This is a genomic window from Streptomyces sp. NPDC048291 (genome assembly GCF_043201715.1).
Classification (GTDB): domain Bacteria; phylum Actinomycetota; class Actinomycetes; order Streptomycetales; family Streptomycetaceae; genus Streptomyces.
In genome coordinates, this window is the sequence record NZ_JBICZC010000006.1 from 515,150 (window position 1) to 530,370 (window position 15,221).

The following is a 15,221-nucleotide window of genomic DNA, read 5'->3' on the forward strand; positions in this document are numbered from 1 at the left end:
GCGGCGGAGGTTCAGCTCGCGGGGTGCAGGGCGAAGACGCGGGCCGGGAAGCCCGAACCGCCCTGCGGCTTGGGCCAGGTGGCGACGATCAGGGCGCCCGCCTCCGGTACCCGGTCGAGGTTGGCCATCAGCTCGATCTGCCAGCGGTCCCGTTCCAGGACGTAGCTCTCCAGGCTGAAGTCCCCGGCGGACGTGGCCAGTCCGGGGTCGGTGTCGGTCTGCTCGTGCCCGATCGCGGTGACACCGGCCTCCTCGAAGAGGTAGGTCAGCACCTCGGCGGACCAGCCCGGGTAGTGGCTCACCCCCGCCGCGTCCTTGTTGGCCATGGCGGCCGGGTCGGGCCAGCGGCGGCCCCAGCCGGTGCGCAGCGCGACGAACGCACCTTCCGGGACACGGCCGTTGCGCGCCTCCCAGGCCGCCACGTCGGCCAGTGTCGGTACGGCGTCCGGGTCGGCGTCGACCCGCTCGGTGATGTCGAGGACGACGAGCGGCAGGATCATCTCGTCGACGGGTATCTCGTCCAGGGTCCGGGCGCCGTCGACGAAGTGCACGGGCGGGTCGACGTGGGTGCCCCACTGTCCGACGATCGTGTACAGGTGCACGTTGAAGCCGTCGCCGCGGGACATGTCGAAGGGCATCTCGCGCTTCTCGTCCGGGAAGGCCGGGAAGTGCGGCTGGCCGGGGTGGAAGGCGTGCGTGAGGTCGGTGCGGACCGTCTTGCCGATCAGTTCCCGGTGCAGGGCCCAGAGGGGCGGTTCGGGGGTGCCCTCGGTCACGGCGGTGTGCGATGTCATGCGTGCTGGTCCTCTTTCTCGGCGGTGTTCAGCAGGGCGACCAGCTCGGCGAGTTGGGCCGGTTCGGTGACGGACGCGAGGGCGCCCGCCGACTCCTCGGGGCCGCCGTACCCCCACCGCACATGGACGGCGGGGATCCCTTCGGCGGCGGCGCTCTCGATGTCGTAGGCGCGGTCGCCGACCATCAGCGGGCGGCTGACGTCCGCGCCGGCCGCCCGCAGCCGGGCGACGCACTCCCGGATCACCAGCCGCTTCGTCGTACGGCCGGCCTCGTCGGACACCCCGCAGACGGTGCTGAGGCGGGAGTCGAGGCCGAAGCGGCGGGCCATCAGCTCGGCCTGGTCCTGCACCTTGGAGGTGGCGATGCCCAGCGGGAGCCCGCGTGCGGCCAGGGTGTCGAGGAGTTCGGGTATCCCGTCGTAGACGGTGGCGGCCCAGGCGCCGGTGCGGGCGTAGGACGCGCGGTAGGCGGTGAGGGCGGCCCGCGCGGCGGGCTCGGGGAGGCCGACGACGTCGCGGAAGGTGTCGTACATCGGCGGGCCGACGAAGGTGCGCAGGGTGGGCGCGTCGGGGACCGGGGCGCCGACCGCTCGCAGGGCCTCGGCGGCGCTGGCGGTCACGCCGGGGGCGGAGTCCACCAGGGTGCCGTCGAGGTCGAGCAGGACGCAGGTGGGCGGCTTCACGCGGTCGCCCCGGCAGCGGTGCGGCGGCGGCCGTGGCGCAGCCAGTGGTAGAGGTAGCAGCCCGCCACGAACGGGACGCCGAAGTACAGGGCCGTCGCCTGCGCCGGGTCCAGGGCGATGCCGATGAGCGAGGCGAGGCACAGGACGAAGGCGAGGACGGGGACGACCGGGTAGAAGGGCGTGCGGTAGGGCAGGGTGCGCGGGTCGCCGCCGTCGCGGACGAAGGCCCGGCGGTGGAAGAACTGCGCGGCGACGATGGACATCCAGACGCCGACGGCGGCGAACCCGGCGATCGACACCAGCACCAGGTAGACCGTCTCGGGCGCCGCGACGCTGCTCACCAGGGAGGCGAGGCCGCCGAGCATGCTGAGCGCGAGCGCGGTCAGCGGGATGCCGCGGCGGCTGAGCCGGCGCAGCGCCTGCGGGGCCTGCTTCTCCTCCGCGAGGGAGAACAGCATCCGGGCGCAGGAGTACAGGCCGCTGTTGCCGGCCGACAGCAGCGCGGTGATGATCACGAAGTTCATGGCGTCGGCGGCGTAGGGGATGCCGAGGGACGAGAAGACGGTGACGAACGGGCTCTCGTCCAGGCCGACCTTGTCGTACGGGATGGTCGCGGCGATCACCGTGATCGCGCCGACGAAGAAGACCAGCAGGCGTACGACGGTGACGCGCAGCGCCTTGGGCACCGCCTCGGCCGGGTTCTCGGTCTCGCCGGCGGCGACGCCGATCAGCTCGGAGCCGGAGAAGGCGTAGAACGCGGCGAGCACGGTGACCAGGACGCCGGAGAAGCCGTTCGGGAAGAGGCCGTGGGAGGTCTCGAAGTTCTGCAGGAGGAACGGGTGCGAGCCGCCGGAGGCCAGCGGGTGGAAGCCCAGCAGGGCGGCGCCGCCGAGGACGATGAGGGTGACCACGGCGATCACCTTGACCAGCGAGAACCAGTACTCGGTCTCGCCGAAGACGCGGGCCGAGAAGGCGTTCACGCCGAAGACGACGGCCGCGAAGACCACGCACCAGACCCAGACGCTCACCCCGGGGAACCAGCGCTGCATCAGCAGCCCGCACGCGGTGAACTCGGAGCCGAGGGCGACGGCCCAGGTCAGCCAGTACAGCCAGGCGGTGGCGAAGCCGGTGGCGGGGCCCATCGAGCGGGAGGCGTAGACGTGGAAGGCGCCCGAGACGGGGTAGATGACGGCGAGTTCGCCGAGGCAGGCCATCACCAGCCAGACGACGAACGCGCCGACCAGGTAGGCGAGGACGGCACCGAGGGGACCGGCCTGGGAGACGGTGTATCCGGTGCTGAGGAAGAGCCCGGAGCCGATGACACCGCCCATCGCGATCATGACGAGATGGCGGGAGCGCATGGTGCGGCGCAGGCCTTCGGAGGGCGGCTGCGGAGCGGGGCCGGTGGCGGTCGGAGGGTTCTCCGGTACGGCTGAGACGGACACGGCGGTCTCCTCTGCGGGAGCGGGGCGGGGCGGGGAGGACGGGGCGTGGGGGGTGATCGGCAGGGCATGGCGGTGGGGTCGGGCCACTTTCGGGGGTGAGGGGTGCGCGAGGGGGTGGCCGCGCACGGGCAGGAGCGGTCGTCCGGTACGGCGACGGGCTCGGAGGAGGTGTCGGCGGGGGCCGGGGCAGGGGGCGTGGATCGGTGGTGCGGGTGGGGATCGAGGGCGTCGGCGAAGGGTGGGGTGCCGACGGGGGAGGGGGCCGGGGTGCGGGGTCAGCCCCGGGTGACGAGGTCCATGGGGGCGGAGAGTTCGATCACCGGGACCTCCCAGGGGTGGACGTCGGTGAGGCGGGCGAGGAGCAGGGCGAGTTCGTCGTCGCCGACCGTGACTTCGACGTACGTGGTCACCGTGAGCGTCGAGGAGAGGAAGCGTCCGCCGACCGAGCCGAGGGCGGGGCGGGCGCCGGTCCGTACGGTGAAGCTCTCCACGCCGAGGGCCACCTCGAAGACATCGCCGTAGACACCGAAGTCCCCGAGTTCGGGCGAGGTCTCCAGGACCCGCAGCAGCGGGGCGAAGGACTCGTCGGAGCGCAGCACGTCCAGGTCGCCCGCCGCGCACGCGGCCAGGGTCGCCGCCGGGACCGGCCAGTGCACCTTGATCGCGCGGACCGTGCGGCGCCGTACGGGCTTCCGGTCCTGTGCGGCGGTCTCCGGCGTGATCGTCGTCGTGGCCATGCGTCCTCATCCCTCGGCGTTCGGCGGCGGCTGGTACGAGGATGTTAGGCGTGCATTAAATGCACGGCAAGATGCAGATGCTGCACATTTTCTGATCGTTCCGGAGTGACGTTAGAGTCCGCACTGGCAGGTCACAGGGACGGCGACCCATGGCGACCCGGGCGGACGCAGATGTCGGCACGGAGGAGGAGCGCGTGGACTCGAGCGTGACGAAGGGCCTGGACGCGCTGTCGGCGCTCGCCCGCGGCACGGCCGAAGGGCGGGGGCATGGCTCCGGCCTGTCGGTCTCGGAGCTGGCCCGGCAGATGGGCCGCGACCGCAGCCAGCTGTCCCGCATGATCACCGCCATGGCCGCGGAGGAGTTCGTCGTCCGGGACGACGCCTCGGGCGGCGTCACCCCGCACTGGCGGCTCTACTCCGCGGCTCGCGACCTCACCGGGCACCGGCTTCGCACCGACGGACTCACGGCGTTGGAGGGCATGGCCGCCGAGACCGGCGAGAGCTGTTACCTGGGCGTCCTGGTCGGCGACAGCACCGTGACCATCGCCGAACGGGTACCGCAGGGAAGCCGCCAGCTCGGCTCCTGGATCGGCCGCCCCTACCCGGCCTACTGCAGCGACTGCGGTCAGGCGCTGCTGAGCGACGCCGACGACGACGAGGTGGCCGCGGTCTTCGCCCGCACCGAGTTCGTCCGCCACGGCCCCAACACCCCCACCGGCCTCGCCGACTTCCTGCGCCGGCTGGAGCTGACCCGGCGGCGCGGCTACTCCGTCGTCGACGAGGAGGCCGAACCCGGCCTGTACTCGGTCGCCGTGCCGGTCCGCGACTTCACCGGCGAGGTCGTCGCCGCCGTGCAGGTCGTCGGACCGCGACGGCGTCTGGAACCCCGGACACAGGCGTGCGTGGAGGCCGCCCTGCGCTGGGGCCGCCGCCTGGAGACGGCCCTGCGTCCGGCAACTCCTGGTGGTATGGGCTGAGGACGGCGTGTGCGCCCGGATCGCCGTGCTACGTGACGGCGTGCGCGTCGGAGACCAGACAGCCCCTGCGGCCGGTCGTCTTCCTGCCACGAGGGGGTCTGGCCTGCCCGTTTCAGGGTCGAGTCCCGCGAGCCACCGGCGTTGCGCTTCGCGCCAGTGCACGAACGGGGCGGTCTTACCCCAGAGGGATGCAGGCCCCTGTGCCCAATCGAAACCTGGGGCCGATCGGACAACGGACTCCTAAGCTCACGGCATGGCATGCACAAACGCAGATCTTGCCCGCGACCTCGCCCCCACAGGAGTGCTGCGCGCCTCGATCAACCTCGGTAATCCGGTCCTCGCTCAGGGCACCCCTGAGTTGCCGTCCGGGATCACCGTCGAGTTGGCTCACGAGATAGCCGCACGCTTGAACCTGTCAGTGGAGTTCGTTTGCTTTGACGCGGCCCGAAAGTCATACGCCGCGATGGTTGAGGGGCAAGCTGACCTTTGTTTCCTCGCTGTGGACCCGGCTCGTGAAGCGGAGGTCACGTTCAGCACGCCGTATGTGCACATTGAGGGGGTGTACGCGGTACCCGTGAACTCGGCATTCGCCTCCGCCGACGAGGTTGATCGGGATGAGATCCGCATCGGTGTCAAGAAGGGGTCGGCGTACGACCTTTACCTGGCCCGCACCCTGCGCCATGCCACTGTCGTGCGCGGCGATGAGGGCGTCGATGTTTTCCATGCCGAGGGCCTGGACGTGGCGGCCGGTATCCGCCAACCGTTGAGCTCGCACGTCGCGCAACGCCCCGACCTACGCCTTCTGGAGCCTGCCTTCATGACGATCCGGCAGGCCATCGGCACGACGAAGACGAGAGGTACGGAGACCACACGGTTCCTCAGCGAGACGGTGGCCGAGCTGCTGGCGTCCGGATTCGTCGCCCAGGCGCTGCGCCGCTCCGGTCAGGAACCAACCCTGGCCGCCCCTGCTGCAACCTGATGGTGGGCTCGGCAGGCATGGGCAGAGGGCATGAATTCAACGTCCGCCGACGTGTTCTTCTCGCGGGCGACTGCCCTTCGTGCTGCGCAGAGGCCCGGATGCGATCCATTGCGTCGATCTCGTCATCGATCCAGATGAACGAGCGGTGGTCGGCACTCGCGACAGGCGTGCCAGATGCGTGCGAGATGCGTACGTGAATGCGAGCACGGCCCCAAGGCCTTCCCGGCGGGTTGCGGCACCGGCCATCCGTGCCTGCGTCGCCGGTGGCCCACTCCGGCAGGTGTCACTCGAATGGAGTAACCAAACGCGCCACCCACATGGGTGAAGATCAAGCTGAGTAGTGCCCCAATCGAGGCAATCCGCGAAAGGGAAACCGCATGCGCATTCGACGAACTCTCGCCGCCGTCATCGCCACGGCAGCCCTCGCCGGGCTCTCCCTCACAGGTGCCGCCACCGCCACGGCCGCCACCCACAACACCCCCGCCACCGCCCACACCGAAAGCCTCACCCCGGGTGAGTGCGTGGACGGCGGCGGAAAGGTGGTCGGGATGAAGTGCGTCGGCGGTACGGGCGACGGGCAGATGGTCGACTAACGCCCACTGGGCGCCCCGCGGCCACGCGCCGCGGGGCGCTCCCGCGCGAGCATGCTGCACCATCGCGATCACGTTTACACCGAGATGCGTACGCCGCTAAGAGCTCGCAACAGGATCACGAGCAGCCCTTCTTGTGCCGGAGCCGGCAGATGAGGCTGTTTGCACGGCTCATCGCTGTTCGGGTTCGAGTCGTAGCCCTTGTCGCCGAGAAGGGCTTCTGGGTGACGTCGTTGACGTTCGCCGCAGTGGTGATGACCTTGAGTGGCGTGCCGCGTCCGTCGCAGGTCAGGTGGTGTCGCCTCCAGCACGTCTGTCCGGAGCCGAACCCCATGGCCGGCCTGATCGTCGATACCGGCTTCTCCGACCGTGAAGACCACCCTTGACCCGTGGCCATGGCAGCACCTCCCGGAGACCTGGGCCGCCCGGCACGTGCTCACCTCCATGTGCGGCCGATCCTCGGATGGCACGCGGAGAATCCGGGCGAGGGCCCCGGTCGTACGGCAACGGCCGTTCAGTTGGGGATCACTTGAAGGGGCAGGTCGATCACCGTGTAGGCGAGCAGCGCACAGGGTGCCGCCAGTGCCAGGGCACGGACCCGCTCCCGGGTCGCACGCGCCATGAGCAGCGGAACGAGAGTGAACGCCGCGAAGCAGGTCCAGGCTTGCGGCGCGTAGTGAAGGTCCCAGGCGGCCGTCAGCGCCTCACTGCCGAAGAGCCCGGCGAATGCCGCCAGGCCGGCGATGCGGCGCCGTGCGTCCCGACCGTGTCGCCACCAGTGTCCCGCGACACCGAACAGCGGCCCCGCCACGCATGCCATACCGAGCCAGACGAGCGGGAAGAAGAGAGAGCCCATGCCGCCGCGGCCGAGCTCGGCGTAGGCGTAGTACCCCACGACGAGTCCGACCTCTGCGCCCAGACCGCAGGTCACCGCCCGGGACAAGGTGCCCCGACGGGTGAGCAGGGCTCCGGCGGCGAATGCGACGGTGGACCAGAAGGCGCCGGAGTTGGCGAGTTGGTTCCATGCTCCCGGAAGCCATCCCTGAGCCAGGTTGGTGAGCACGCCGAACGCCAGCCCGCCGACCGCCGCCGTGCCGGTGGCGACCCACGGGCCGCCGACGCTGCCCTGTGCCGCCAGGTCGTCGGGAGTCATGGTCGTTGTCATGCCGGCCTCCGCGATCACGCCTGTGTCTGACATGCCTCTGGTGTGCTCCCGCGCACTATACACGGCGTGTATACACATCGCGTATAGCTGCCCGGCGGCAGGGCCCTCCATGTGCGCTCACCGGCGCGACGACCAGCGGCCTTTCGCCGCATACGGCTTGTCGACCACCAGCCGGATCCGAACACGGGCATTGCCGGGCAGAACATTCGGCCAGCGAAGTCTGGACATTTGCCCAGACTACGTCCTACCGTCTCCGCAACGTCCACGGCAGCGGACAGGAGCGAGATGGCGCCCACGAAGCGTCCTCCGCAAGACCGCCTCGCCGAACGGTGGTCCGCGGACCCGGCGGGTCACCCACGAAAGCGCCGCGGTCCTGCGGCGAAAAGGTCCGCAGTCATCGGCGGCCAGTAGAACTCGGCGTCGAGACGCGGATCGGTGCGGGCCCGTCCTCCGCGAAACCGGGTCCCCGCCCCACACGCTGGGTGCGCCACCGGCGTACCGCCAGGGAAGGAATCACCGTGACAACGACCCGCGTCCCCGTGCTCCCCGATGGAAGTCCCGCAGTGCGACACAGCCTGTGGAACCGGCGGCTGTCGCACTATCCCGACACCGGACTCCGGTACCTGTACCTGGCGATCACGGTGCTCTCGACCGTGGTCCTCTACTACGAGCTGTACGTCTCGGGCTCGGTGGCGACCCAGATCATCACCGAACTCGGCATGTCCTTCAGCTACTTCGTCTGGATCTCGGTCGCCGGAAACGCGGTCGGCGCCTTCGCCTCGCTGTTCGCCGGACTCGCCGACCGGTGGGGCAGGGCCAACCTCGTGGTCGGGGGCCTGCTCGCGACCGGGCTGATCATCCTCGTCGGCCTTCCCCACGCACCGAACGGGATCACCTATCTGGTGCTCTACGTCCTGCTCAGCTTCGTCGAGGGCGTCGTGCTGGTCGCCACGCCGGCACTGATGCGCGACTTCTCCCCGCAGGTGGGGCGCGGCGCCGCGATGGGCTTCTGGACACTGGGCCCGGTCCTCGGCAGCCTCGTGGTCACCACCGTCTCCAGCAACACGCTCGGCCAACACCCCGACTGGCGCTTCCAGTTCCACGTCTGCGGCGTCGCCGGACTCGTCGTCTTCGTCGTCGCCCTCCTCGGACTGCGTGAGCTGTCCCCCGCGCTGCGTGACCAGCTCATGGTGAGCATGCGCGACCGGGCCCTCCTTGAGGCCCGTGCGGCCCGTGCGAAGGGCGACGACCCCGCGCGCGAACCCAAGGGCCCATGGCGGCAGATGCTGCGCTTCGGCATCGTCGGCTCGGCGTTCGCGATCAGTGTCTTCCTGCTGCTGTACTACGCGCTGGTCGGCTTCGCCGTCGTCTACTTCGCGACGACGTTCGGCTACAGCGACCAGCGGGCCAACGCACTGGCCAACTGGTACTGGGCGTTCAACGCGATCAGCCTGGTGGTGTTCGGCCTGCTGTCGGACAAGCTCCGCGTGCGCAAGCCGTTCATGGTGCTCGGCGGCATCGTCAGCGTCGTGGGCACCGTCCTGTTCGCCCTCGCGGCGACTCACCCGAGCACCGGCTACCACACGTTCGCCCTCTACTTCGTCCTCGCCTCCGTGGGCGGCGGCATGGCCTACGTCGCCTGGATGGCCTCGTTCACCGAGACCGTGGAGAAGCACGACCCGGCGGCCACCGCGGTCGGGCTCGCGGTGTGGGGCTGGACGCTGCGCCTGGTCGTCACGTTCTCCCTGGTGGTGCTGACGTTCATCGTCCCGGCGACCTCCACGCTGGTCGAGAAGGGGGCACGGATCACCGCCATCCAGCAGGAGCACCCCCGTCAGTTCGCGATCGTCACCGGCATCGACCCGGCCGTCGCGGCCCGCGTGCGGAAGGATCCCGCCGACCGGGAAGCGCTGGCCACCCTGCTCGGCCAGGTCGCCACGGCGGAGGGCGCGACAGCGACCGAGATCAGAAGCGCCCAATCGGCCGTCCGTGGTGGTCAGTTGGCCGCCGCCCAGGCCGTCGCCCCCGCCACCATGGCCGCGATACAGGCCGACCCGCGGGACACGGCCGCCCAGGCCGACGCGGTGAAACAGATCATGACCGGTCTCGGAGTCGGCCGGCCCGCGGCCGTCAAGCTGCTGGCCGGTCTGGGTGACCCCGGCACACAGCAGGGTCTGCGGCTCGCGGCGCGGTACGCCGCGGATCTGAAGGCCGCGCCGGCCGCCATCGGCAAGGCCGGCCTGGCGTACCTCGCCGCGCACGGGGCCGAGGTGGCGAAGGCCGCCCAGGACAACCCGAGGCAGTGGCAGACCTGGTGGTGGGTGTGCGTCGCCGGTCAGCTGCTGTTCCTGCCCTTCGTCTTCCTGGTGGCCGGCCGGTGGAGCCCGCGCCGGGCACGCGAGGACGAGCGGGCGCACGACGCCCTGGTGGAACGGGAACTGGCCGCGCTCAAGGAGTCGTAGAGCCGACTCCGAGGCAGGGGTGGGACGCACGCACGCACGTGCCCGCGTGTCACCCCTGCCGGGACCACACCGCCGAGCACGAAGCACCAAGCACCAGCACGAACGAGCGCCGCCGCATCGCGCGGCAGACGAAGGGACCCCGGATGCCCACGAGGGAGCACGCCGACGTCGTGACCGGTCGCGGCCACCCGTCGCTGCGCATGCGGTTCGTGTGTGCCTGGCTCGCCGCCACGAGGACGAAGAGGATCCTCGGCGACGACGAATCCACCGAGGCGGACCGACGGCGCAACCGCCGCAGGGGGCCCGCCGCCGTACCCCGGCGGCTGCGGCGCACCCACGACGTCACCGTGCACGACCGCGCCGGGCTGCGCAGCGGCAAAGTCAACATCAACGAGGGCTACGCCGCCGCCTGGGGATCCACCGACGCCCCCATGGGCGGCTGGGGCGCCTCCGGCCAGGGAAGCCGGCACGGACGCCACGGCCTGCTCAAGTACACCGACGCGCAGACCGTGGCCCGGCAGCGCGGGCAGTCCCTCGGCAAGCCGGCCGGAGTCGGCGGCGAACGCTACGCACGCGCGATGACCGTCGCCATGAGGGTGCTCGACCGCCTCGCCGGCAAGGGGTGAGGGCGCCGCCTCAGGCCGAAGCGGACGCCTTGCCGAGGTGGGCCACGGTCAGCCGGCGCAGGGCGTCGCGCAGCACCGCGCGGTCGTCGGGGCGCGGGTTCGCCAGCCGTTGCAGGGCGAACCCGTCGACCATGGCGACGAGTTCACGGCCGGCGAGACGCGCGTCCGGGGCTCCCAGGGCGACGAACATGGACTCGGCCGCGTCTTCGAGGGCCTGCACGATGCGCTGTACCGGTTCCACCAGTTCCGGCCGCCGCGAGGTCGCGAGATACGCCTCGAACTGGGCCCTGATCAGCGTCTCCTTGGACGCGATCAGAACGTCGATCAGCTGGTCGACGTACGGGAGGGCGGGGATGCCGCCGTCGGCCGCGGGTACGTCGGCCGCCAGGTCCCGGGTCGCTTCCAGGATGCCGTCGGCGATCCGGGTGACGGCCGCGCCGATCAGCTCGTCCATGGAGGCGAAGAAGTACGACGTCGTGGACGGCGGCAGTCCGGCCGCCGCGGCCACCGCCCGGTGGGTGACCCCCTCCAGGCCGCGGTCGGCGATGACCTCCGCCGTGGCATCGAGGAGCCGTTCCCGGCGTGCCTGTCCTCGTGCGTAGTGCGACTGCGGCCTGATCCCCATGCCTCGAAGTTACCCGACGGCGTTCCGGCCGCCCAAGCGCCGGAGCTCGGGGAGACCCCTCCATGAACTCTGGACAAACGTCCAGAGTTCGGCCTAGCCTGGCGCCATTCCAACCCCCGAGGAGCGTGACGCGATGACCGACGTACATCCGCTGTCCGAGCGACTGGCGCGCCGCGCGGCCCGCGGGCTCGGCCGCCTCCCGACCGCCGTGAAGCGGGTCATCGCCGGCCGGCCCATCTCCGTCGACGGGCAGGTGATGGACCTGGACGCGCAGGTCGGCAAGCGCGTCCTGGGCCTGACGGTCTCGAAGACGTTCGAGTCGCTGCCGCTGGCCGAGGGGCGTGCGCAGATCGCCTCCGAAGCCTGGATCTTCGGCGACGAGCTTCCCGTCGAGGAGATCCGGGACCTCACGATCCCGACGCCCGGGGGCGGCATCCCGGCCCGCCTGTACCGGTCGGCGGGTGTTCCGCGTCCTTCGGCCGCGCTCGTCTACTTCCACGGCGGCGGGTGGGTGCTCGGAGACCTGAGCGCCAGTGACTCCGTGGCCCGGTTCCTGGCCCGGCACGCGTCGCTCACCGTCATCGCGGTCGACTACCGGCTGGCCCCGGAGAACCCGTTCCCGGCGGCGGTGGACGACGCGCTCGCGGCCTTCACGCACGTCGTGGAACACGCCGAGGAGTACGGCGTCGACCCGGCGGCCGTCGCGGTCGGCGGGGAGAGCGCGGGCGGGAACCTCTCGGCCGTGGTGGCCCTGGAGACGGCCCGGCGAGCACGCGAGACGAGCTCCCCCGGCTCCCCCGCACCCGCGATGCAGCTCCTGCTGATGCCGGTCACGGACCTCTCCCGCAAGCACCGCTCCTACGAGCTGTTCGGGGAGGGCTTCTTCCTCACCGAGGCCCAGATGGACTGGTACAAGGCCCGCTACCTGCCCGATCCCGCGCAGGCCACGGACACCCGCGTCTCGCCCCTGCTGGCCGACGACCTCCACGACGTGGCCCCGGCCTATGTGGCCGTCGCCGGGTTCGACGTCCTGCGGGACGAGGGCGAGGCGTACGCGCACAAGCTGCGTGACGCCGGAGTGCCGACCGTCCTGCGCCGCCACAGTGGCATCACGCACAGCATGGTCAACGCGACCGGATCGGGCGCCGCCCCCCGGGAGGTGCTGCTCGAAGTCGCGGGCGCCCTCCGCATGGGGCTGACCTCCCGGGCCGGCCTGAAGACTTCTGGGACGGGGGCCCGATGACCTGGACCAACTGGTCGGGCGAGCAGACCAGTGACCCGATGTCCGTCGTACGACCGCACGACGAGGAGGACGTCGTACGCGCCGTACGGACCGCGACCGAGCGGGGGCTCACCGTGCGCGCGGTGGGCAGCGGCCACTCGTTCAGCGACCTGGTCCGCACCGACGGCGTCATGATCGACCTGTCCCGCATGAACCGTGTGCTGTCCGTCGAGGAGCACCGGGTCACCCTCCAGGCCGGCATCACCCTGCGTGAGCTGGGCCCGAGGAACGCCGAGCACGGCCTGTCGCTGGAGAACCAGGGGGACATCGACGCGCAGACGGTGGCCGGGGCCCTCGCGACCGCCACGCACGGCACGGGCCGCGCCTTCGGCAACCTGTCGTCGCGGGTGGTGGGCATGCGGCTGGTGACCGCGGACGGCACCGTACGGCAGCTGGACCGGGCCACCACACCGGAGTTGCTGCGGGCCGCCCGGGTATCGCTGGGGGCGCTCGGCATCGTCACCGAGGTGACCGTCGAATGCGTCCCGGCGTTCGCGCTGCGCCGCGTCGACCGGCCCAGGCCGCTCGACGACGTACTGGCCGAACTGGACCGACTGGTCGACACCAACGACCACTTCGAGTTCTTCATCTGGCCGTACACGCGTACGGCCATGACCAGGACGTCGACCCGCACCGACGACACCCCGCGGCCGACACCGCGCTGGAAGCGGCGAGTCCGTGAGGAGTTCGCCGAGAACACGGTCCTGGGCGCGCTGTGCCGGGTCGGCAGGCGGTTCCCGTCCCTCGTACCGGCCGTCAACGCCACCGTCGCCCGGTCGATGTCCGAGTCGCTGGTCGAGGACGTGGCCCATCGCGTCTACGCCACCGCCAGGAAGGTGAAGTTCACCGAGAGCGAGTACGCCGTCCCGCGAAGCCACTGCGCCGAGGCACTGACCGCGTGCCTCCGGCTCGTCGAGCGGCGGCGGCTGCCCGTCCTGTTCCCGTTCGAGGTGCGCTTCACCGCCGCGGACGACGCGTATCTGTCCACCGCCGAGGGACGCGAGACCTGCTACATCGCGGCCCACCAGTACCAGGGCATGGACGCCGACCCCTTCTTCCGCGCGTTCGAGGACGTCATGGCGACGTACGGAGGCCGGCCCCACTGGGGCAAACGGCACACCCTGACGGGGAGCACCCTGCGCCCCCTCTACCCGCACTGGGACGACTTCGCCGAGAAGCGGGCCGAGCTCGATCCGACCGGAACGTTCGGCAACGCCCACACCCGCAGGGTGCTCGGAACGCACGGAGAGGTGGTGGCCCGATGAAGGCGCACGGCGACGCCGGGGACTACTACCGGAAGGTGTTCGCCCGTACGGCACCGCCCTTCGCGTTCGTCGACCTGGACGCGCTGACCGCCAACGCGCACGACCTCCTGCGCCGGGCGCAGGGCAAGCCCGTGCGTATCGCGTCCAAGTCGCTCCGGGCCCGCAGGATCATCGAACACGTCCTCGGGCTGGACTCCGGCTTCGAGGGCATCATGGCGTTCACTCTCGACGAGGCGCTGTGGCTGCACGGTCTCGGCGCCCAGGGTGTCCTGGTCGCCTATCCGACCGCCGACACCGAGCTGCTCGGCACCCTGGCGGAACGCACCGCCGAGGACCCCGAGGGCGCCCCCGTCGTGATGATCGACTCGCCGGACCATGTGGAGCTGATCGAACGCGCCGCCCGCCGTTCCGGTACCCGGGTGAAGACCTGCCTGGACTTCGACGCGTCCTTCCGGCTGGCGGGCGGCCGGATCCGGATCGGGGCGAAGCGCACCCCGATCCACACACCGGAGCAGGCCGCCGCGGCGGCCCGACGCGTCGAGCGCAGCGCGTCCGCCCGGCTGGTCGGCGTGATGTCGTACGAGGCGCAGATCGCCGGAACGGGAGACGCCGTGCCGGGCCGTCCGCTCACCAACCGCGCGATCCGGCTGATGCAGGACCGGTCCCATCGCGAGCTGCGGGAGCGGCGCGCGCTCGCGGTCGAGGCGATCTCGCGCGTCACGCCACTGGACTTCGTCAACGCCGGCGGAACGGGTGACCTGGAACTCGTCGCGAGCGAACCCGTCGTCACGGAGGTCACCGCGGGATCCGGGCTCTACGCACCCGCCCTGTTCGACAGGTACTCGCGGTTCGCTCCGCAGGCTGCGGCGTTCTTCGCGCTGCCCGTCGTGCGCCGGCCCGGCCCGCGGACGGTGACCGTGCTCGGCGGTGGCTACGTCGCCTCCGGCGTCCCCCGCTGGGACCGGGCGCCCGTACCGGCCTTTCCGCCGGGACTGCGGTACGACGGCAACGAGGGTGCGGGCGAGGTGCAGACGCCACTGATCGGTGCCGCCGCCGAGCACCTCGTCGTCGGATCGCCGGTCTTCTTCCGGCACGCCAAGGCGGGCGAGCTGTGCGAGCGCTTCAACGAGCTGCACCTGGTCCAGGACGGGGAGATCGTGGACGTCGTCCCGACCTATCGAGGAGAGGGCCGTTGTTTTCTCTGAGGCGTCGGCCGAGAACGCACCGCGTATGGGCCGCTGCCGACACGTTGACAGCCCCTGATCCCTGATCGATCCCGCCCGGTGCAGGCGTGGGAGGCCCCGCGCCGCATCCCCCGGGCCTGGCCCGTGCCCGAACCGTGCCCGAACCGTGCCCATAGGACCGGTCAACCACGGTGCACAGCGGTGCCGGACGCCCCCCTCGGAGCCACGCCGTAGAGGACGTATCCGCAGGTCAGAAGGTATTCCGCCGTCAAAGCGCCGTCGCTTCCCAAGCTGAGAGCGCGAGTTCGGTTCTCGTCACCCGCTCCAGATCGAAACCCCAGGTCAGTGGCCTGGGGTTGCTGTTTTTACGAAGATCGGGCACGCGGAGGGCACAGCCCTCGGCCTGC

The 15,221-nt window shown here is 71.1% G+C and carries 15 protein-coding genes; 9 read left to right on the top strand and 6 right to left on the bottom strand.

Features of this window, described 5'->3' with window-relative positions; genetic code table 11:
- Window positions 1-11: 11 nt before the first annotated feature.
- The 4 genes from ACGF5O_RS19075 to ACGF5O_RS19090 form a co-directional block, all read right to left on the bottom strand.
- Complete coding sequence (locus ACGF5O_RS19075) at window positions 12-794, bottom strand: cyclase family protein (protein ID WP_393811013.1); 783 nt, start codon at window positions 792-794, stop codon at window positions 12-14.
- Window positions 791-1,477: an HAD hydrolase-like protein gene (locus ACGF5O_RS19080; protein WP_393811014.1), complete on the bottom strand. Its 687-nt coding sequence runs from the start codon at window positions 1,475-1,477 to the stop codon at window positions 791-793. Before ACGF5O_RS19080 ends, ACGF5O_RS19075 begins: the two co-directional genes overlap by 4 nt.
- Window positions 1,474-2,922: an amino acid permease gene (locus ACGF5O_RS19085; protein ID WP_393811015.1), complete on the bottom strand. Its 1,449-nt coding sequence runs from the start codon at window positions 2,920-2,922 to the stop codon at window positions 1,474-1,476. Before ACGF5O_RS19085 ends, ACGF5O_RS19080 begins: the two co-directional genes overlap by 4 nt.
- Window positions 2,923-3,197: 275 nt before the next feature.
- A complete protein-coding gene (locus ACGF5O_RS19090) occupies window positions 3,198-3,659 on the bottom strand; it encodes a hypothetical protein (protein WP_393811016.1) in 462 nt (153 codons plus the stop codon).
- Between the two features lie 194 nt (window positions 3,660-3,853).
- Between ACGF5O_RS19090 and ACGF5O_RS19095 the strand changes: the two genes are divergently transcribed.
- From ACGF5O_RS19095 to ACGF5O_RS19110, 4 genes are all read left to right on the top strand, one after another.
- Window positions 3,854-4,636: an IclR family transcriptional regulator gene (locus tag ACGF5O_RS19095; RefSeq protein ID WP_393811017.1), complete on the top strand. Its 783-nt coding sequence runs from the start codon at window positions 3,854-3,856 to the stop codon at window positions 4,634-4,636.
- Window positions 4,637-4,889: 253 nt separating this feature from the next.
- Window positions 4,890-5,615 (top strand): transporter substrate-binding domain-containing protein, encoded by a 726-nt coding sequence (locus ACGF5O_RS19100; protein ID WP_393811018.1) that lies wholly within the window; start codon window positions 4,890-4,892, stop codon window positions 5,613-5,615.
- Window positions 5,616-5,992: 377 nt separating this feature from the next.
- A complete protein-coding gene (locus ACGF5O_RS19105) occupies window positions 5,993-6,208 on the top strand; it encodes a hypothetical protein (RefSeq protein ID WP_393811019.1) in 216 nt (71 codons plus the stop codon).
- 149 nt (window positions 6,209-6,357) lie between these two features.
- Complete coding sequence (locus ACGF5O_RS19110) at window positions 6,358-6,591, top strand: hypothetical protein (RefSeq protein ID WP_393811020.1); 234 nt, start codon at window positions 6,358-6,360, stop codon at window positions 6,589-6,591.
- A 128-nt stretch (window positions 6,592-6,719) separates the two neighbouring features.
- Here ACGF5O_RS19110 and ACGF5O_RS19115 read toward each other — a convergent pair whose 3' ends face one another.
- A complete protein-coding gene (locus tag ACGF5O_RS19115; RefSeq protein WP_393811021.1) occupies window positions 6,720-7,403 on the bottom strand; it encodes a DUF6518 family protein in 684 nt (227 codons plus the stop codon).
- Window positions 7,404-7,933: 530 nt separating this feature from the next.
- Here ACGF5O_RS19115 and ACGF5O_RS19120 point away from each other — a divergent pair.
- Both ACGF5O_RS19120 and ACGF5O_RS19125 read left to right on the top strand, forming a co-directional pair.
- Entirely contained in the window at window positions 7,934-9,832 is a 1,899-nt protein-coding gene (locus ACGF5O_RS19120; protein ID WP_393811022.1) for an MFS transporter, read from the top strand.
- Between the two features lie 143 nt (window positions 9,833-9,975).
- Window positions 9,976-10,458 carry an aldehyde dehydrogenase family protein gene (locus ACGF5O_RS19125; protein WP_393811023.1) on the top strand — a complete coding sequence of 161 codons (483 nt, stop codon included), beginning with the start codon at window positions 9,976-9,978 and terminating at the stop codon, window positions 10,456-10,458.
- Between the two features lie 10 nt (window positions 10,459-10,468).
- Here the strand turns inward: ACGF5O_RS19125 and ACGF5O_RS19130 are convergent, their stop codons facing one another.
- Complete coding sequence (locus tag ACGF5O_RS19130) at window positions 10,469-11,083, bottom strand: TetR/AcrR family transcriptional regulator (protein ID WP_393811024.1); 615 nt, start codon at window positions 11,081-11,083, stop codon at window positions 10,469-10,471.
- Window positions 11,084-11,216: 133 nt separating this feature from the next.
- Between ACGF5O_RS19130 and ACGF5O_RS19135 the strand changes: the two genes are divergently transcribed.
- The 3 genes from ACGF5O_RS19135 to ACGF5O_RS19145 are packed head-to-tail and all read left to right on the top strand — an operon-like array spanning window position 11,217 to window position 14,835.
- On the top strand, window positions 11,217-12,326 hold the full coding sequence (locus ACGF5O_RS19135) for an alpha/beta hydrolase (protein WP_393811025.1): 1,110 nt from the start codon (window positions 11,217-11,219) through the stop codon (window positions 12,324-12,326).
- The gene (locus tag ACGF5O_RS19140; RefSeq protein ID WP_393811026.1) at window positions 12,323-13,630 is read left to right on the top strand and encodes a D-arabinono-1,4-lactone oxidase; all 1,308 of its coding nucleotides are present in this window, start codon (window positions 12,323-12,325) and stop codon (window positions 13,628-13,630) included. Before ACGF5O_RS19135 ends, ACGF5O_RS19140 begins: the two co-directional genes overlap by 4 nt.
- Window positions 13,627-14,835 carry an alanine racemase gene (locus tag ACGF5O_RS19145; RefSeq protein ID WP_393811027.1) on the top strand — a complete coding sequence of 403 codons (1,209 nt, stop codon included), beginning with the start codon at window positions 13,627-13,629 and terminating at the stop codon, window positions 14,833-14,835. Before ACGF5O_RS19140 ends, ACGF5O_RS19145 begins: the two co-directional genes overlap by 4 nt.
- The last annotated feature ends 386 nt before the right edge of the window (window positions 14,836-15,221 follow it).